Source organism: Luteimonas sp. MJ250, from assembly GCF_039548455.1.
In the GTDB taxonomy this organism is placed as follows: Bacteria; Pseudomonadota; Gammaproteobacteria; order Xanthomonadales; family Xanthomonadaceae; genus Luteimonas.
Genome location: NZ_JBCLVB010000011.1, coordinates 218,378 through 237,338 on the forward strand (window position 1 = coordinate 218,378; position 18,961 = coordinate 237,338).

13 protein-coding genes are annotated in these 18,961 nt (G+C 71.0%); 7 read left to right on the forward strand and 6 right to left on the reverse strand.

Going from position 1 to position 18,961, the window contains the following annotated elements; translation table 11 throughout:
* The first annotated feature begins 22 nt into the window (after positions 1–22).
* Positions 23–976, forward strand: coding sequence for a cation diffusion facilitator family transporter (locus tag WCE37_RS07680; protein ID WP_343278825.1), 954 nt, complete (start codon positions 23–25; stop codon positions 974–976).
* Between the two features lie 78 nt (positions 977–1,054).
* A complete protein-coding gene (locus WCE37_RS07685) occupies positions 1,055–1,540 on the forward strand; it encodes a YetF domain-containing protein (RefSeq protein WP_343278826.1) in 486 nt (161 codons plus the stop codon).
* A 4-nt stretch (positions 1,541–1,544) separates the two neighbouring features.
* Here the strand turns inward: WCE37_RS07685 and hemF are convergent, their stop codons facing one another.
* The gene (hemF, locus tag WCE37_RS07690; protein WP_343278827.1) at positions 1,545–2,477 is read right to left on the reverse strand and encodes an oxygen-dependent coproporphyrinogen oxidase; all 933 of its coding nucleotides are present in this window, start codon (positions 2,475–2,477) and stop codon (positions 1,545–1,547) included.
* Between the two features lie 108 nt (positions 2,478–2,585).
* Positions 2,586–4,979, reverse strand: a complete 2,394-nt coding sequence (locus WCE37_RS07695; RefSeq protein WP_343278828.1) for a S9 family peptidase — start codon at positions 4,977–4,979, stop codon at positions 2,586–2,588.
* Between the two features lie 229 nt (positions 4,980–5,208).
* On the opposite strand from WCE37_RS07695, the gene WCE37_RS07700 reads away from it, so the two are divergent.
* The 4 genes from WCE37_RS07700 to WCE37_RS07715 all read left to right on the forward strand — a co-directional run bounded on the left by WCE37_RS07700 (position 5,209) and on the right by WCE37_RS07715 (position 11,265).
* Positions 5,209–6,618: a cytochrome ubiquinol oxidase subunit I gene (locus WCE37_RS07700; RefSeq protein ID WP_343278829.1), complete on the forward strand. Its 1,410-nt coding sequence runs from the start codon at positions 5,209–5,211 to the stop codon at positions 6,616–6,618.
* Positions 6,618–7,631, forward strand: coding sequence for a cytochrome d ubiquinol oxidase subunit II (gene cydB, locus WCE37_RS07705; RefSeq protein ID WP_343278830.1), 1,014 nt, complete (start codon positions 6,618–6,620; stop codon positions 7,629–7,631). Before WCE37_RS07700 ends, cydB begins: the two co-directional genes overlap by 1 nt.
* Positions 7,632–7,730: 99 nt before the next feature.
* Entirely contained in the window at positions 7,731–8,003 is a 273-nt protein-coding gene (locus tag WCE37_RS07710; protein WP_343278831.1) for a YcgL domain-containing protein, read from the forward strand.
* A complete protein-coding gene (locus WCE37_RS07715) occupies positions 7,996–11,265 on the forward strand; it encodes an ankyrin repeat domain-containing protein (protein WP_343278832.1) in 3,270 nt (1,089 codons plus the stop codon). The genes WCE37_RS07710 and WCE37_RS07715 overlap by 8 nt, the downstream gene beginning before the upstream one ends.
* 9 nt (positions 11,266–11,274) lie before the next feature.
* On the opposite strand, the gene WCE37_RS07720 is transcribed toward WCE37_RS07715, so the two are convergent.
* From WCE37_RS07720 to trxA, 4 genes are all read right to left on the reverse strand, one after another.
* The gene (locus WCE37_RS07720; RefSeq protein ID WP_343278833.1) at positions 11,275–12,132 is read right to left on the reverse strand and encodes an energy transducer TonB; all 858 of its coding nucleotides are present in this window, start codon (positions 12,130–12,132) and stop codon (positions 11,275–11,277) included.
* A 55-nt stretch (positions 12,133–12,187) separates the two neighbouring features.
* Positions 12,188–14,227: a choice-of-anchor V domain-containing protein gene (locus WCE37_RS07725; RefSeq protein ID WP_343278834.1), complete on the reverse strand. Its 2,040-nt coding sequence runs from the start codon at positions 14,225–14,227 to the stop codon at positions 12,188–12,190.
* Between the two features lie 219 nt (positions 14,228–14,446).
* The gene (gene rho / locus WCE37_RS07730) at positions 14,447–16,261 is read right to left on the reverse strand and encodes a transcription termination factor Rho (RefSeq protein ID WP_343278835.1); all 1,815 of its coding nucleotides are present in this window, start codon (positions 16,259–16,261) and stop codon (positions 14,447–14,449) included.
* Positions 16,262–16,583: 322 nt separating this feature from the next.
* Positions 16,584–16,925: a thioredoxin gene (gene trxA, locus WCE37_RS07735; protein WP_343255562.1), complete on the reverse strand. Its 342-nt coding sequence runs from the start codon at positions 16,923–16,925 to the stop codon at positions 16,584–16,586.
* A 203-nt stretch (positions 16,926–17,128) separates the two neighbouring features.
* Between trxA and rhlB the strand changes: the two genes are divergently transcribed.
* Positions 17,129–18,949: an ATP-dependent RNA helicase RhlB gene (gene rhlB, locus WCE37_RS07740; RefSeq protein ID WP_343278836.1), complete on the forward strand. Its 1,821-nt coding sequence runs from the start codon at positions 17,129–17,131 to the stop codon at positions 18,947–18,949.
* The last annotated feature ends 12 nt before the right edge of the window (positions 18,950–18,961 follow it).

The window sequence follows — 18,961 nt, forward strand, 5'->3', positions numbered from 1 at the left end:
AAACCCGTCAGGACAGCCATCGATGGCCCAGTCAAACGCTCGCTCCCATCGCCATCTCCACGGCCACGGCCACGGCCACAGCCACGGTCACGCTCATGATCACGTCCATGCGGTAACGCAGGGCAACGAGCGTCGCATCGGCTTCGTCCTGGTCCTCACCTTTGGCTACGCGATCATCCAGGCCGTGGGCGGGTGGCTGTCGGGTTCGCTGGCGCTGATCGCCGATTCCGGCCACATGGTCTCCGACGCCGCGGCGCTGCTGCTGGCGCTGGTCGCCTATCGGCTTGCGCGGCGCCCGGCGGACGGCACCCGGACCTATGGCTTTCACCGTGTGCGCGTGCTGGCGGCGCTGGCCAACGGCGCCGCCCTGCTGCTGCTCGTGGCCTGGATCACCTGGGAGGCGATCCAGCGATTCCAGTCGCCCACCGTGGTGATGGCGCTGCCGATGCTGGTCGTGGCGGTTGTCGGCCTGTTCGTCAACATCGCCGGGGCCTGGATCCTCTGGTCCGGCAATCGCGGCGACAGCAACCTGCGTGGTGCCCTGCTGCACGTCATCGGCGACCTGCTGGGTTCGGTGGGTGCGATCGCGGCAGCGGTGGGCATTATGTTGACCGGCTGGTCCGTGCTCGACCCGATCCTGTCGGTGCTGGTGGCACTGCTGGTCGTACGCTCGGCGTGGCGGCTGGTGTCGGATTCAGTGCGGGTCCTGATCCAGGCCGTGCCGCAGGGCGTGGATGCGCGCGAGGCGGAGCGCGGGCTCGCCGCGCTGCCGCAGATCGCCGAGGCCGGGCACTTCCATGCCTGGACGCTGACCGACGAATCCAGCGTGGCGACCGTGCACGTCAGCCCGGCGCAAGGGGTCGATCCGCTGTCACTGCCGGCGCTGGTGGCCGGCTGGTTGCACCAGCGCTATGCGATCGACCATGTCACGGTGCAGGTGGACCCGCCCGGACGGCTTGATCGCCTGCACCGGTGAACCCGGAGGCCGGTGCGGATGCGGGGTCTTCACGCCGCGCGACGGCAAACTCGCTGCGATCCAAACCCGGGTGCAGCCATGTCAAGCCTGTTCGAACTCGCGATGCCGTGGTGGGAATTCGTGCTCCGTGCGGTCGTGATCTACGCCGCGCTGCTGGTGTTGTTGCGCATGTCGGGCAAGCGCACCGTCGGCCAGTTCACGCCCTTCGACCTCATGGTGCTGGTGGTCCTCGGATCCGCGGTGGAGGGCTCGCTGATCGGGGAGGACGTGTCGCTGGCGGGCGGCCTGATCCTGGCCGCGACCCTGATCGCCTGCAACTGGCTGGTCGGATTCGCTACCGCGCGCGTCCCCGGGTTGGCGCGCCTGATCGAGGGCAGCCCGGTGTCGCTGTGCCGCGACGGCGAGTTGCTCCCGGCCGTGTTGCGCAAGCAGAACCTGAGCCGGTCCGACATCGATGAAGCCCTGCGCGACAACGGCCTGACGGAACCTTCCCAGGCGGAGCAGATCATGCTCGAGATCGACGGCACCATTACCGTGGTCCCGCGCAAGGGAGCCGGGGACTGATGGCTCAGCCGAGCTCCGCCAGCCAGTCGCGCGGTCGAAGGTAGTCGTCAAGCCGCGCTTCGGGGCCGCCGGGTTCCGGCTGGTAGCCGTATTCCCAGCGGGCCAGCGGCGGAAGGCTCATCAGGATCGATTCGCTGCGGCCGCCCGACTGCAGGCCGAAGTGGGTGCCGCGGTCCCAGACCAGGTTGAACTCGACGTAGCGGCCGCGGCGGTAGAGCTGGAACTCGCGCTCGCGCTCGTCGTACTGCATGGCGCGGCGACGCTCGACGATGGGCAGCCAGGCGTCGAGGAAGCCGTCGCCGACCGCGCGCATATAGGCGAAGTCGCGTTCGAAGTCGTCGGCGAGGTCGTCGAAGAACAGGCCGCCGACGCCGCGCGTCTCATCGCGGTGCCTGAGGAAGAAGTAGTCGTCGCACCATTTCTTGTGCGCGTCGTAGCGCGCCTGGCCGCCGAATGGCTCGCACAGCGCGCGCGCGGTGCGGTGCCAGTGCAGCACGTCCTCGTCGAAAGGATAGAAGGGCGTGAGGTCGAAGCCGCCGCCGAACCACGAGGCCACGGTCTCGCCGTCGCGCTCGGCGCGGAAATGGCGGACGTTGGCGTGGGTGGTGGGCAGGTAGGGATTGCGCGGATGGAACACCAGCGACACGCCCACCGCGCGCCAGGAGGCGCCGGCGAGCTCGGGCCGGTTGGCGGTGGCCGAAGGCGGCAGGCGGGTGCCGGAGACATCGGAGAAGCCGATGCCGGCCTGCTCGAATACGGCGCCGTCGCGCATCACGCGGGTGCGGCCGCCGCCCGACAGGCCGCCGTCGGCGCTGTCGTCGGGCCGAGTCCAGGCGTCCTCGTGGAAGCGCGCGGCGCCGTCGGCGCCCTCCATGGCCGCGCAGATGCGGTCCTGCAGGCCGGTCAGGTAATCGCGGACCGAATTGAAGTCGTTCATGCCGGACATTGTAATGGCCGGGGCAGCGATGCCGGTCTGGCGTCACCGCCGCCCGCCTTCACCCTGCGGGAGCGGCTGTAGCCGCTCCCGCAGTTCCACCTGCTGTTCTCAGGGCGCCTTCAGTGCGCGCTCGAACAGTTCAAGGATCCGCCGGTACTCGTCGTACCAGGAGTCCGGATGCACGAATCCGTGGCGTTCCATCGGATAGCTCGCCAGCTCCCACTTGTCCTTGCGCAGCTCGATCAGGCGCTGCGCCAGCATCACCGAGTCCCTGTAGAACACGTTGTCGTCGATCATGCCGTGCGCGATCAGCAGGTGCCCCTGCAGGCCCTCGGCGTATTCCATTGGCGAGGATTTCGCATACGCCTCGGGATCGAGCTCGGGCGTGTTGAGGATGTTGGCGGTATAGCCGTGGTTGTACTGCGACCAGTCGGTCACCGGGCGCAGGGCGGCGCCGGCGTGGAACGTCTCCGGCTCGCGGAACATGGCCATGAACGTCATGAAGCCGCCGTAGCTGCCGCCGTAGATGCCGACGCGGTCGCGGTCGCCCTGGCGGTTCTGGACAATCCAGTCGATGCCGTCGAGGTAGTCCTCGAGCTCCGGCTGCCCCATCTGCCGGTAGATCGCGGTCCGCCAGTCGCGGCCGTAGCCTTCGGAGGCGCGGAAGTCGAGGTCCAGCACGATGTAGCCCTGCTGCACCAGCAGGTTGTGGAACATCTGCTCGCGGAAATAGTTCGGGTAGCGGTCGCTGACGTTCTGCAGGTAGCCGGCGCCGTGCACGAACAGGACGATCGGGTATTCGCGGCCGGGTTCCATGGTGGCCGGGCCGTAATATTTGCCCCAGATGGTGCCGGCGCCGTGCTTGGAGGGCACCTGCACGGTTTCGGGCTGGATCCACTCGCGGGCCTTGAACTCCGCGGTGCGGGTGTCGGTGAGCTGGCGCGCGCTGCCACCGGCGGCGTCGACCACCGACAGCTGCGGCGGCAGGTAGCTGGTGGAATGGCGCACCAGCACGCGGCTGCCGTCGTGCGAGGGCACGAAGTCCTCGACGCCGTCGAGCGCGGTCAGCTCGCGGACCTCGCCGCCGCCGGTCCCGACGTGGCAGACCTCGTAGTCGCCCGGACGCGCGCGGTTGCACAGGAACAGGAAGCCCTGGCCATCGGCGGCAAGCACCGGCATCGAGGCCTCCCAGCGGCCGGACGTCAGGGCGCGCGCGCGGCCGCCGGATGACAGGTACAGGTGCGACCAGCCCGACTCCTCGGACAGGAACCACAGCGTGCGGGCATCGGGCATCCAGCCGAATTCGTTGAAGCCCCAGTTGATCCAGGCCTCGTCGGTGAGGCGGTGCACGGGCTGCAGCGTCGCCGCAGACAGATCGACGGTCGCCAGCCAGCGGTCCTTGTTGTCGACCGAATGCAGCATCAGCGCCAGGCCGCGGCCGTCGTCGCTCCAGCGCGCACCGCCGGAGACGTCGCCGCCCCAGCCTTCGATGCGCACGGCGCGGTTGCCCTGCAGCGCGTCCTTGCCGGCGGCCTTGCGCAGGCTCGCCAGCGGGTCGGTGGTGATGCCCGGCAGCGCGTCGGTCTTCAGCTCGCGCACCTCGCCGTCGGCCACCGACACCAGCCAGAACGACTGCGGCGCCGGGTCGTTGCGGCCCACGCGGGTGCGCACGTCTTCGAACTCTTCGTAGCCGGATTCGGTGACGTACTTCGGCATCTTGCCGTCCTGGCCGGCCTCGGCGCCCTTGCCCTGGGTGACGGCGAACAGCCAGCGGCCGTCGGGCGACAGCGCGCTGCCCTGGATCTCGACGTCCTTGCCCAGGTAGGCGGCGGCCGGCGTGCGGGACGGGTCGGCGCTGCGCCAGGCCTCGGCCTGGGTGCGCATTTCTTCGCGGCGCTCGCGCTCGATGCGCAGGGTCTCGATGTAGCGCAGCTGGCGTTCGCGCAGCGCGTCGGGCCTGGGCGCAGTGCCGGGCGCGTCCTCCGCCTTCAGGCTCGCCGCCTGGCCGACGCCGGTGGTGGTGGTCCAGCGGAACCAGTCGTTGCCGCTGCGCCAGGACAGGGAGCCGTCGCGACCCCACTGCAGCTGGGATTCGCCGCTTTCGGTGCGGGTCAGCTGGGTCAGCGCGCCGCCGCGCAGGTCGCGCACGAAGACGTCGCCGTTGCGCAGGAAGGCCATGCGTGCGCGGGTGGAGTCATAGATCGGGTCGGCGGCGTCGATGCCGGCGCGGGCGGCCCCGTCGACCAGGTTCGCCGCGCCGCCGGTGACCGGCTGCGCAAAGGTGTCGCGCACGCTGCTGCCGCTGCGCTTGGCCACGTAATAGACGGTCTCGCCATCCCAGGACCACCACGCCCGCTCCACCGGCGGACCAATCCAGTCGGGGTCGGCCATGACCTGGTGCAGGTCGAGCGCCTGCGCGGGCTGGGCCGAGACCGTGGATGCCGGCGCGGTGACCAGCAGCAGCGAAAGCGGCAGGAGTGCAAGAGCGAAGCGGTGGCGCATGGTGCGGTAATCCCCGGGAACAGTCGACGCGCCAGCGTATCAGCCGCGCGCGCCGCGGCTCTGGGCCGGTGGTCATGGCTGGCTGCGCCGCGCCATCGCGCGCGCGTCGGTAAAAACGGTGCTTCCAAGGCCATCTTGCGCAGGCGAATTCACGCCCTCTGGACACGGCGGGCAACGCCTGAGCGCAGAATGCAGGGGCGCGGCGCCCGGTCACGCCGCGGAGAACGGCGTGGACGCACTGCTGCTGTCGCGGATCCAGTTCGGCTTCGTGATCACTTTCCACATCCTGTTTCCGGCCTTCACCATCGGCCTGGCGCACTGGCTTGCGTTCCTGGAGTGGCGCTGGCTGCGCACCCGCGACGCGATGTGGCGCGACCTCTATTTCTTCTGGCTCAGGATCTTCGCGATTTCCTTCGGCATGGGCGTGGTGTCGGGGATCGTGATGAGCTTCCAGTTCGGCACCAACTGGGCAATGCTGAGCGAGCGCGCCGGCGCCATCCTCGGCCCGCTGCTCGCCTACGAAGTGCTGACCGCGTTCTTCCTCGAGGCCAGCTTCCTCGGCGTGATGTTGTTCGGCTGGAAGCGGGTGTCGCCGAAGCTGCACTTCTTCTCGACCTGCATGGTTGCGCTGGGCACGCTGTTCTCGACGTTCTGGATCCTCGCCGCCAACAGCTGGATGCAGACGCCGCAGGGGCACGAGATCGTCGACGGCATGTTCCACCCGGTGGACTGGTGGGCGATCATTTTCAATCCCTCGTTCCCCTACCGGCTGGCGCACATGGTGCTGGCCGCGTTCATTACCACCTGCATGGTGATCGGCGGGGTGAGCGCCTGGCACCTGCGCCGCGGCGTCCATGTCGAAGCCGGGCGCAGGTCGCTGAAGCTCGCGGTCGCATTCGCCGCGATCGCGCTGCCGCTGCAGGTGCTGGTCGGTGACCTGCACGGGCTCAACGTCGGCGAACACCAGCCGGTGAAGCTGGCGGCGCTGGAAGGCCACTGGGAACATGGCGAACCCGGGGCCGGCGTGCCGCTGGTGCTGTTCGCGTGGCCGGACGCCGCCGCCGAGCGCAATCGCTACGAAGTCGCGGTCCCGCGCCTGGGCAGCCTGCTCCTGACCCACAGCTGGGACGGCGAGATCGAGCCCCTGGCCGCGGTCCCGGCCAGCGAGCGCCCGCCGGTGGCGCCGGTGTTCTGGGGCTTCCGGATCATGGTCGGACTGGGGGTCGCGATGCTGCTGCTGGCGCTCTCGTCGGCCTGGGCCTGGTGGCGCGGATGGCTGTTCGAATCGCGCTGGCTGCTCAACGGCTGGCGGCTGCTGAGTCCGGCGGGCTTCATTGCCCTGCTGGCGGGCTGGTATGTGGTCGAGATCGGGCGCCAGCCCTGGGTGGTCTACGGCCTGCTGCGCACCAGCGAGGCGCTGAGCCCCAACATCACCGCGGCCGCGGTGTTGTCATCGCTGATCACCTATGCCGTGGCCTACGCGGTGATTTTCGGGGCCGGCATCTGGTACCTGCTGGGCCTGGTGCGCAAGGGCCCGCAGCCGTTCGAGGACGCGCCCGACACCGAGGGCGGCGACAGGACCCCCGCACGCCCGCTGTCGGTGGGCGACCGCGACGACGCACGCACGGAGGGCATGTGATGGACACCGCGACCTGGCTGCCGGTGGCCTGGTACTTCGTGATCGGCTTCGGCGTGCTGATGTACGTGCTGCTGGACGGCTTCGTGCTGGGCCTGGGCATCCTCGCGCCATTCGCCGAGGACGGCGACCAGCTCGACAACATGATGAACACCGCCGCGCCGATCTGGGACGGCAACGAGACCTGGCTGGTGCTCGGCGGCACGGGGCTGCTGGCCGCGTTCCCGAAGGCCTACGCGATCCTGCTGTCGGCGCTCTACCTGCCGGTGCTGATGATGCTGATCGCGCTGATCTTCCGCGGCGTGGCCTTTGAATTCCGCTTCAAGGCGCGGCGCGCCAGGCGCTTCTGGGGCGGTGCGTTCGCGATGGGTTCGATGGTGGCGGCGTTCGCGCAGGGGCTGATCCTCGGCGCGCTGGTCGAGGGCATGCCGCTGGAAGAGGGCAAGTACCTCGGCGGCGCATTCGACTGGTTCAGCCCGTTCTCGATGCTGACCGGCGCAGCGGTGCTGTTCGGCTACGCGCTGCTTGGCGCCTGCTGGCTGATCCTGAAGACCGGAGGCCCGCTGCAGCGGGTGGCGCGCAGCCTCACCCGGCCGCTGGTGCTGGTGGTGGTGGTGTTCATGGGTCTGGTCAGCGCCTGGCTGCCCTTCCTGGATTCGCAGATCATGGCGCGCTGGTTCGAGGGCGGGAACTTCTGGTGGCTTGCGCCGGTGCCGCTGCTGGCGCTGGTGAACGCGTTCCTGCTGTGGCGCGCGGTGATGCGGGAGGGACGCGACGTGGCGCCGTTCCTGCTTACGCTGACGTTCTTCGTGCTCGGCTTCATCGGCCTGGTGATCGGCATCTGGCCGAACATCATCCCGCCTTCGCTGAGCATCTGGGAGGCGTCCTCGCCGCCGTCTTCGCAGACCTTCACCCTGGTCGGGCTGGTCGTGCTGCTGCCGATCATCCTCGGCTACACGGCGTGGTCGTATTCGGTGTTTCGCGGCAAGGTCCAGGCGGACGCGGGCTACCACTGAAGCTTCCCGCGCCGCCCCGCGCACGCCGGTGCAGGGCGGCGTGGCGCGCTTGCTTTATGCTTCCCTGTGCACGCGTGCGCCCACACGCCGGACCAGCAGATGCAAGCCTTCGTCTACAAGAGCCTGAAAAAGGCCGATACCTACGTTTACGTCGCCGGCCGCGACGACTTCGGCCGCATCGCCGCTCCGCTCCGCAGCGAGCTCGGCGAGCTGCGTTTCGTGCTCGAAGTCGCGCTCGATCCCGGCCGCCGGCTGGCGCGGGAAGATGCCGACGTGGTGCGCGCCAACCTGGTGGCCCGCGGCTTCCACCTGCAGATGCCGCCGCGCGCCGACGTCGATCCGCTGACCGACGACTGGGGCACCGATGCCTGAGCCTGCGCCCCTGAAGCACGGGCTGCTGCTGGCCGCCGGAGCGGGGTTCGCGCTGCTCGCCGGCGTGCCGGAAGCCTCCGTTGCCGCCGCCGCCGCGTGGCTGGCGCAGCCCGTTCTGGCGCTGGGCCTGCGCGGCTTTCGTGGTGGCGGCCTGCCGGCCGGTGCCGGGCTTCGCCGCGACCTGCTGGCGCTGGCCCTGCTTTGGGCGCTGGCCATGGCAAGCACGGCGCTGCTCGTGGGCTGGCCGCTCTCGGCCCTGCTTGCAAGCGGCGGCGCATCGCTGGGAGCCGCGGTTGCCCTCAGCGCGACCGCGGGCCTGGGCGTGATCGCGCTGTGGCGGCTGTGGCCGCTGTGGCACCTGGCCGAGTGCGAAGGGGGCCGCGGGCTTGCGGGCCACTGGCATGCCCTGGATGGACACGATGGTTCCAGCTGGCGCGGGCTCGGCGCCGCGCTGGCGATCGCGGCGGTGCTGGCGCTGGCGCTGGCCCTCGCCTGGCCGGGGCTGGTGGCCGGTGGCCTGCGCTGGGCGCTGGCTGGCCTGGCCGCATTGGCCTGGCCGCTGCTGCACCTGGCCCTGGTGCGCACGCCGCTGCCCGTAGCCGAGCTTGAAGTGTTCGAGATGCCGGAGCCGAGAAACACCCCGGAGGTCGACGACGCCGATGCCGATCCCGCGGTCGCCCTCTACGCTGCCGCGCGCAGCGGCCGCGTCGAGCGCGCGCTGGCCCTGCTTGGCGAGGGCGCCGATCCGCGGGCGCTGCCCGACCCGGACGGCCGCGACCAGCGGGCGCTGCCGGTGCTTGCAGCGGTGCTGCCCGACCTGCGCCTGCTGCGCGCCCTGATCACGGGCGGCGTCGACCTCAACCACGCCCACGCCGGGCTGACGCCACTGCTGGCGGCCACCCGCGACAGCTGGCACGGTCGCCCCGAGGCGGTCATGACACTGCTGGCCAACGGCGCCGATCCGCGCGCCGCCGACCGCGATGGCAATACGCCGCTGCACCACGCTGCGCGCAGTTCCGATCCGGGCGTCGCCGCCCTGCTGCATGACGCCGCCGCCGAGGTCGACGCGCACAACCTCGAAGGGGTAACGCCGCTCGGGATCGCCTGCGGCTGTGGCAACTGGCGAATCGCGCGCTTCCTGCTGGAGCGGGGCGCGCGCACGGAACCCGAAGGCGGGTCGCCGCCGCTGCTGGCCGCGGCCGGCGGCGAGGACGACGACGTCGCGGGCGTCGCGCTGCTGCTCAAGCACAAGGCGAAGCTGGATGCCCGCGATGCGCAGGGTCGCAGCGCCCTGCACGAAGCGGCGCTAGCCGGCCATGTCGAAACCATGGCTGCGCTGATCGAAGCCGGTGCCGACGCCGACGCCCGCGACCGGCACGGCCGGAGCCCGCTGCACGAGGCCGCTGTGGGCGGACATACCGCCGCGCTGGACCTGCTCGCCGGCCGCGCCGACCTGCATGCGGTCGATGGCGAGGGTCGCAACGCCCTGCACCTGGCCTGCCTGGGCGGGCGCGGCACCGCGGCGCTGGCCTCGCGCCTGCTGGAGCTCGGGGTCGACGCCGGACTCGCCGATGCCACGGGCAAGCGTCCGGTCGACCACGCCGCCGCCGGCGGCCGCTGGGCGATGGTGGCCACGCTCGACCCCGAGCACCCGCTGCCGGCCAGCGTGCGCGGCGACGACAGCGAGCTGCCGGCCGACCGCGCGCCGCTGGAGGTGCTGCGCGAACAGCTGGGCGAGGGGCGCTTCGAAGGCCTCGAGCCGCTGGCCCAGCTGCTGTCCCCGGCCGAACTCGGCGGCCTGCTGGTGGACGGCGACGCCGTGCCGGCGCCGGCGCGGATCGACTGGCTGCTGCTCAACGGCGCCGATCCCGACGCCCGCAACGAGCCTGGCGACACCGCGCTGATGCAGCTGCTCGGGCGGGGGACCAAGGCCCTTGCCGCCACCCAGGCCCTGCTGCGTGGCGGCGCGTCGCCGGCTGGTGCCGGTGGCCTGGCGCGTTTCCTCGAAGCCTGCGTGCGCGAGGACCAGGCCGGTCGTGGCCTGGAGCAGTTCGCGCTGGAGCTCATCGAACGTGGTGCCGACCTGTTCGCGCCTTCGACATGCGGCGAGCCCGCGGCGGCGCTGGCCGTGCGCCTGGGCTGGATGCGCCTGCTCGAGCGCCTGGTTGCAGACGGCGTCGACCTCGACCACCGCGACGGCCATGGCATGACCGCCCTGCACCTGGCGGCAGCCCTCGCCCGCGAGCCAGCGCTCAAGCTGCTGGTCCAGGGCGGCGCCTCGCCGGACGTGCGCGCCGCGGATGGCCAGACCCCGCTCGGCGTGGCGCTTTCAGCGGGACGCCGCGACCTCGCCGACTGGCTCGACTGGCGCGGTTGGCCGCTGCCGCGGCGCCCGCTGCAGGCCAGCGACCTGCCGGCCGCCGCCATGGTCGGCGACAGCGACGCCGTGCGCCGCCTGCTCGAACTCGGCTTCCCGATCGATGCCGCCGACGACAAGGGCTGCACCGCATTGCTGCGCGCCGCCGGTGGCGGACACGCCGGGACCCTTGAGCTGCTGCTCGAGCGCGGGGCCGACCCCCAGCGCGCCGCGCACACCGGCGCCACGCCGCTCTCGGCCGCGGTCAGCATGCGCCACGTCGCGATCGTCGACCGCTTGCTCGTGGCCAGGGCCGCGTTGGAACATCGCCTGCCCGGCGACGTGACCGTGCTGATGCTGGCCGCGGCGCTCGGCATGCCCGATGTCTGCGCGCGCCTGCTCACCGCCGGCGCCAACATCCAGGCCGCCGACGCACAGGGCCTGACGCCGCTCCACTGCGCCGCGCTCTACGGCTTCACCGCGCGCGACCGCCCGCGCCTGCTCGCCCTGTTCGACACCCTGCTGCTGGCCGGCGCAGAGCCCGACGCCATCGCCGCCGGCGGGGTCACTCCGCTGCTGCTGCTGCTCGGCGCACGCGCCGAACCCGGCACCGCCTGCGACGAGGACGTGGTGCTGTCGGCCGTCGACCGCCTGCTCGACGAGGACACCCGCCTGGATGCGCAGGACCCGCGCGGCTTCGGTCCGCTGCACCTGGCCGCGCTGCACGGCCTGCTGCGCCTGGCCCGCCATCTGCTGCGCGCCGGCTGCGACCCCGACCTGCGCGACGCCCTCAACCGGACCCCGCGCGAGATCGCGGTGATGCGTGGCTTCATCGATGTCGCCGCCGAGTTCGCCCCGGCGCAGGCCGGGGTATCGATGGCCCGGTTCCTGCGCGACCGCAGCTGAGGCCGCGCCTCAGCTTCCCGGTTCGAGCGCGGAGCGCAGTCGCAGTCCGGTCCCCGCCAGCGTCGCCCGGCCGGGGATGCCCGCCATGCGGGCGTTGCCGTCGTCTTCGACCGTCCACGGAGCCCTGGTCTGTTCGCCGGGGACGTGCACGCTCCATTGTCCGTAGCCGGTCGGCTCGCCGAGGGTGAACTCCACGGGAATGCGCATCACATAGTCGGGCTTGCCGGCATGCGGCCCGATGGCTGGCGGATGGAAGGTCCAGCTGCCGGCCTTGTCCGCGGCCGCCTGTGCCAGCCGCGAGCGGACCTGCGCCGCTTCCCTGGGCCGGGCCAGGACCGTGAGATTCACCTGTTCGACGTGCGTGTCCACCACCTGGCCGGACGCGTCCACGCGCAGTATCAGGTAAACGATGCCGCTGGCGCCGGCGCGCAGCATGTCGGTCGGGTAGCGCGGCGGTTCCATGACGCCCTTTTGCAGCCGCGCCTCTTCCGGCAGGTCGTCCTCGATCGACGCCCCGGTGATGGAAACCCCGTACTGGTCGTCATCGATGCGGCGTGCCACCAGTCGCACCGAGAAGGGCGTGGAGGAGGCCACCGGAACGCCGTCCACCGTCGCGGGATTGACGGTCCAGTTCGGCGCGTGCCGCATGACGTGCTGGAGCGCGAGCGGGTCGACCCGTTCGCTGTCCTGGATCGAAACGGCGGTCACCGAGCCGTCTGCGGCCACGTCGATGCGTCCCTTGAGCAGCATCGAGCCTTCAAGCTGCTTCATCAGCCCGCTGCGGGTCTGTGCCGGCGCCGGTCCTGCCAGCGCGAGCAGCAGCACCATCAGTCCGCCGGCCAGGCGGTGCGTCCATGTGCGTTCCATCAGGTCTCTCCCTTTCCCCGGGTCAGGCCGGGGAGCTTGCCACAGTCGCCCGCGTTCAGTCCGCGGGCGAAAGCACCCAGGCCTGGCTGTCGATGCCGCTGCAGGTCGAGGCCTGCACCTTGCGGCGCATCGTGCGCGAGTGGTCCAGGCACAGGCCGTTGACGCGCAGCTCGCTGGCCGGCGTCGACGAGAAGCGCTGGCTGGCCTGGCCGTTGCAGGCCTGGAGCTGCACCGCGGCGCCATGCCGCGCCCCGGCCACCGTGGCACAGCGGTTCGATGCCGGGTTGTACAGCGACCCGTCGCCTCGCAGCACCCAGCGCTGCCGGTCCGCGCCGGTGCAGGGCCAGGCCGCCAGGCCCGCGCCGGATACCGGGAGCGCCGGGTGCAGGCACTGCCCCGACAGCGTCATGACCCGCGACGCGACCGTGTCGCCGGTGCCGACGATGCGGTACAGGGTGCCGGTCAGGCTGGCCAGGTACAGCTCGCCGTCGACGTCCTCGCCGAACGCGACCGGCTGGCTGATCGTGCCTGCGGGGATCGGGTCTTCGACCCGTGGCTGGCCGTCGTCGAAGGTGATCGAGCGCACCGCGGTATTGCAGTAGTCGGTGAAGAAGTAGCGCCCCGCCAGCGACGGGTGGGACGAGCCCCGGTAGACGCGGCCACCGGTGATCGAGCAGTTGCCGCCGGCATGGGAGGTCGTCACCAGCGGCTCGAAGTACGCGCCGCTGCAGCCGGAGCCGTTGTAGGGCTGGTCGCCCTCGTAGCAGCGCCAGCCCAGGTTGAGCCCGCCGCCAGTGCCGGCGGTGATGAGGTTGATCTCCTCGTACGCGTTCTGGCCGACGTCGGCGATCCAGAGGTCGCCTGTGAGCGAGTCGAAGGCGATGCGCCACGGGTTGCGCAGGCCCAGCGCATAGACCTCGTCGCAGCCGGCTCCGCCGGCGCCGTCGGTATAGGCGTTGTCGGGCGGGATGCCGTAGTGCGCGCCCGTGGCCAGGCTGCAGTCGGGCGCGCTGCCGCCGCCGGCGCCGTCGACATCGATGCGCAGCAGCTTGCCCAGCAGGCGGTTCGGGTTCTGGGCGTTGTTGTGTGGATCGCCACCGCTGCCGCCGTCGCCCGAGGCGATGTAGAGGTAGCCGTCCGGGCCGAACTGGATGTCACCGCCGTTGTGGTTGCTGTAGGGCTGCTCGAACTCCATCAGCACCAGCTCGGAGGCCGGGTCGGCGACGTCGGGATTGCCGCCGACGGTGAAGCGCGAGATGCGGGTGCGGTCCGTGCCGCTGCCCGGCGGGTCCCAGGTGTAGTTGACGTAAAAGTGGCCATTGCTCGCGTAGTCGGGATGGAAGGCCAGGCCGAGCAGGCCCTGCTCGTTGCCCGAGTCGTCCACGCGCGCAGTGATGTCGAGGAAGGGCAGGGGCAGCACCACGCCGTTGTCGACCACCCGGATGCGGCCCGGCTGCTCGGCCACGAACAGGCGCGCGTCGCCGGCGTGGGTGATCACCACCGGCTGTCCGAGCCCGCCCACGAAGGGCTCGAGCACGGCGTCGGCCTGCGGTGGCGGCATCGGCGGTGGCGGTCCGGAATCCCCGTTCCGCACGTTGACGGTCAGCTGGCGGGTGCCGATGCCGTCGCCGAGCAGGTCGAGCTGGCCATTGCTGGAGTTGCCTGCGGCGTACAGGGTCACAGGCCCGTTCCAGGCCGGCGCCTGCCAGCGGAAGCTGAAGCTGGTGCTGCCGTTGGCGAAGGCCTTGGGCTGCCTGTGCGAGATCTCTCCGCCGATCACGTGCACGTCCTTGCCGGTCGCGCTGAAGCTGCCGGCGTCGCGCGATGCCGACACGCCGAGGCCGCCGGTGACGCCAGGACCACCGCTGATAGTCACGGTGTAGTCGGCGATGGTGCCGGCATCCAGGACCTGCGGGCCGCTGATGGTGACCGTGGGCGTCGCTGCGCCGGGCGCGTGGCAGGCGGTGCAGGTGGATCCGCCGTTGCTGCCCGGATTGCCCGAGAAGCCGTCGCGCCCGAAGCGACTGGCGTCGGCGCTGCCCCAGGCGGACAGGATGACGATGGCGGCACACGCGCGAACCCGGCACTTGCCCATTGAACTCACCGATTAGCCCCGAAGCCGCCGAGTATTGCGCATCGATGGGGCGTGCGTCAGCCCGGGCCGACCCCAGCGGCTGCGTGCACTGCCGGGGCATGCCCGATGACGTCGCTGGACGAGGGCTGGTGCGGAGGTGATCCGCGGCGCGAACGTTGCAAACGCAAAGGGCCCCGCGATCGCGGGGCCCCTTGGGCAAACGGTGGGATCTTCGCAGGCTCAGCGCTTCATCGAAGCGAAGAACTCGTCGTTGGACTTGGAGGTCTTCATCTTGTCGAGCAGGAACTCCATTGCCGCGATCTCGTCCATCGGGTGCAGCAGCTTGCGCAGGATCCAGATCTTCTGCAGCAGCTCCGGCTCGATGAGGTAATCCTCGCGGCGGGTACCCGACTGGTTGACGTTGATCGCCGGGTAGACGCGCTTCTCGGTGATGCGGCGGTCCAGGTGCACTTCCGAGTTGCCGGTGCCCTTGAACTCTTCGTAGATCACCTTGTCCATCGCGCTGCCGGTGTCGACCAGGGCGGTGGCGATGATGGTCAGCGAGCCGCCTTCCTCGACGTTGCGCGCGGCGCCGAAGAAGCGCTTCGGGCGATGCAGCGCGTTGGCGTCGACGCCGCCGGTGAGCACCTTGCCGGAGCTTGGCAACACGTTGTTGTAGGCGCGGGCCAGGCGGGTGATCGAGTCCAGCAGGATCACCACGTCCTTCTTGTGCTCGACCAGGCGCTTGGCGCGCTCGATCACCATCTCGGCGACCTGCACGTGGCGCGCGGCCGGCTCGTCGAAGGTCGAGCTGATCACTTCGCCGCGCACCGTGCGCTGCATCTCGGTGACTTCTTCCGGCCGCTCGTCGATCAGCAGCACGATCAGGTGCACGTCGGGATGGTTGTAGGTAATGGCGCTTGCGATCTGCTGCATCATGATCGTCTTGCCGGCCTTGGGCGGCGACACGATCAGCGCGCGCTGGCCCTTGCCCTGCGGGGCCATCAGGTCGAGCACGCGACCGGCGATGTCCTCGCTGCTGCCGTCGCCGCGCTCGAGCTTGAACTTCTTGCGCGGGAACAGCGGCGTCAGGTTCTCGAACAGCACCTTGTTCTTCGACGCCTCGATCGGCTCGCCGTTGATGGTGTCGACCACGTTGAGCGCGAAGTAGCGCTCGCCGTCCTTGGGCCAGCGGATGCGGCCGGACAGGTGGTCGCCGGTGCGCAGGTTGAAGCGGCGCACCTGGCTGGGCGAGATGTAGGTGTCGTCGGGGCCGGCGAGGTAGCTCGCCTCGGCCGCGCGCAGGAAGCCGAAGCCGTCCGGCAGGAGTTCCAGCACGCCGTCGGCGACCACGCCTTCGCCGTGGCGGGTCAGCACCTTCAGCAGGGCGAAGATCACGTCCTGCTTGCGGGCGCGGGCCACGCCTTCGTGGATGTTCAGCTGGTCGGCGATGTCGAGCAGCTTCTGCGCCGGCATCCGCTTGAGGTCCGACAGCGAGTACTGCGGGAAGCCCTCGGGGATGTTCGGCGGCGGCAGGCGGTTGGCCTGGTCGTTGTTGTCGGTCGGCAGGCCGTCGTCGCGTGGGCGATCGCCACGCGGGCGGTCGCGGTCGCGACGGTTGCGCGAACGGTCCCGGCGGTTGCCCTGGCCATGCTGCTGCTGGTCGCCGCCCTGGGCCTGGCCGTGCTGCTGGCCACCCTGCTGCTGGTTGCTCTGCGCCTGGCGCGGGCTGCCACCGTCCCGGGAGCCGGAGCGATCATCGCTTCCGGATTGCGCGCTGCCGGCTTCGGCCTGCGGCGTCGACTGGGAGGAAGCGGGCGCCGGGGCCGGAGCCTGGGCGTTTGCCGGGGGCTGCGTGGCGGGCGCCGCCGCTGCCGCGGGCGCATCGGCTGCGGGCTTCTGCGCGGGGGCGTCGACCTTGAGCTCGGCCTGGACCGGCTTTTCTGCCTGGGTCGCGCCGGGAGCGTCGGCCTGGGCGGCGGCTGCCTTGGTTACGCGCGGCTTGCGCACGCGCTTCACGGCGGTTTCGCCGGGATCGGAAGGATTGTCTGACAAGTGCTGAACCTCGCTTGCTGCGAGCGCCCTGGACGGGCGGCCTGCGAATGGGCTGGTGGTGTGTTGCAGAAGGTGCGGCGCGATGGAGCGCGCCGGGGTACCGGTGAAACTAGCATCCCGTGGAGCGCGCGGCAAGCGCCGGCCTGGCGGTGCCGCAGCGGTCGAACGGGAAACGGGAACGGGGAGCGGCCGCGGGAACAGCCATGGCTGCGACCCGGTGGATCAGAGCGTCCGCTCCGATCGCGCGGTGCCGGTCGCAGCTGTGGCTGCTCCTACGGCAGCGACGCGCTGGATGCTGCCAGCGCGTCAGGCACGACGGGTCTCAGAGGGCCTTGTCGATCATCTGGGCGAGGACCGGCTTGCCGACGGCGCCGATCTGGGTGGCCTGGACCTGGCCGCCCTTGAACAGCAGCAGCATAGGGATCGAGCGCACGTGGTACTTCAGGGCGGTGGCGCGGTTCTGGTCGATGTCGATCTTCACCACCTTGGCGCGTCCGGCGTATTCGCCGGCGAGCTCGTCCAGGGCGGGGGCGATCATCTTGCACGGACCGCACCAGGGCGCCCAGAAGTCGACCAGCACCGGCTCCTCGGAGGCGAGGACGGTGGCGTCGAAATCGGTATCGCTGGCGTGGATGACGGCTTGGGTCACGGGGGTCTCCTGCATGGGGCGATCGGGCCGGCCCCGGTGGGCGGGCCGGTTGGCGGCCGCGGTAGCTGCTAAGCTTGGGCGATTCGCGGCCGATTCAAGTGGCTGCCCCGTCGGAGGGGGCGGGCCTCGAGCGGGCAAGCCGCCGCGACATCTCCACGGCAGTCTGCTTGGCTGCCGCCTTCCACGCAAGCGCGCCACGCCGCGCAGACTTCCGACGAATGACCGACAAACCACTTACCGACCTTACCTTCTCTTCCTTTGACCTCCACCCGCGGCTGCAGGCCGGCCTGGCGCTCGCCGGGTTCACGCGCCTCACGCCGATCCAGGCGCTGAGCCTGCCGGTGGCACTCCCCGGCGGTGACGTCGCCGGCCAGGCCCAGACCGGCACCGGCAAGACGCTGGCCTTCCTGGTCGCGGTGATGAACCGCCTGCTGACCCGCCCGGCGCTGGCCGACCGCAAGCCCGAAGACCCGCGCGCGCTGATCCTTGCGCCCACCCGCGAGCTCGCGATCCAGATCCACAAGGACGCGGTGAAGTTCGGCCCCGAGCTGGGCCTGCGCTTCGCCCTGGTCTACGGCGGGGTCGACTACGACAAGCAGCGCCAGCTGCTGCAGGAAGGCGTGGACGTCATCATCGCCACCCCCGGCCGCCTGATCGACTACGTCAAGCAGCACAAGGTGGTCAGCCTGCACGCCTGCGAAGTCTGCGTGCTCGACGAGGCCGACCGCATGTTCGACCTCGGCTTCATCAAGGACATCCGCTTCCTGCTGCGCCGCATGCCGGTGCGCACCGAGCGCCAGACCCTGTTGTATTCGGCCACGCTGAGCCATCGCGTGCTGGAGTTGGCCTACGAGCACATGAACGAGCCGCAGAAGCTGGTGGTCGAGACCGAAACCATCACCGCGGCCCGCGTGCGCCAGAAGCTCTATTACCCGTCCGACGAGGAAAAGCTGCCGCTGCTGCTGGGGCTGCTGTCCCGCGGCGAGGGCGCGCGCACGATGGTGTTCGTCAACACCAAGGTGTTCGTCGAGCGCGTTGCGCGCTCGCTTGAGCGTGCCGGCTATCGCGTCGGCGTGCTGTCGGGCGACGTGCCGCAGAAGAAGCGCGAAAGCCTGCTGAAGAAGTTCCAGGCCGGCCAGCTCGAGATCCTGGTCGCCACCGACGTCGCCGCCCGTGGCCTGCACATCGACGGCGTCAAATACGTCTACAACTACGACCTGCCGTTCGATGCCGAGGACTATGTCCACCGCATCGGCCGCACCGCGCGCCTGGGCGAGGAGGGCGACGCGATCAGCTTTGCCTGCGAGCGCTACGCGATCGGCCTGCCCGAGATCGAGGCCTTCATCGAGCAGAAGATCCCGTCGGAGCCGGTGAGCGCCGAGCTCCTGACCGCGCTGCCGCGCAAGCCGCGCGAAGGCGTGGAGCTCGAGCCCGAAGCCGGCGAGAGCGTGAGCGAGATCTTCCGCGAGGCGCGCGAGCAGCGTGCCGCCGAGGATGCCCGCCGCGGCGGCGGCCGTCGCGAGGGTGGCGGCCGTCCCAGCGGTCCGCGCAGCGGCGCCGAGGGTCGGCCCGAGCGCGGTCCGCGCAAGCCGCGCGAGCCGCGTGCGGACGTGGCCGCGACCGATGATGCGGCCGCCGCGAACGTGGCGTCGCCAGCGCCGGCGGCAACCGCCGCGCCTGCTGCCGCCGCTCCGGGAGAAGTCGCCGGCGCCGACGGAGAGCGCGCACCGCGCAAGCGTCGTCGTCGTCGCGGCGGTCGTCGCGTCAACGCCGAGGGCCAGCAGGTCGAAGGCGGCGGGCAGGACGAAGGCGGGCCGTCGAAGAGCAGCGCCGAAGCCGGCGCCCCGCCTGCGCGTGCACCGCGGCCCAGGCCGCAGCCGAAGCCGCAGCAGCAGGCCCAGCCGGTGCCCGCGCCGGCCCCCGGCCAGCAGCCGGGGATGCCCGCGGCGTCCGCACCGGCGCAGGAGCCGTCGCTGTTCGGCCGCATCGGCCAGGGCCTGCGCAAGCTGGTCAAGCGCGGGCCGCGCTCGCAGCACTGAACCGGTCCGGTC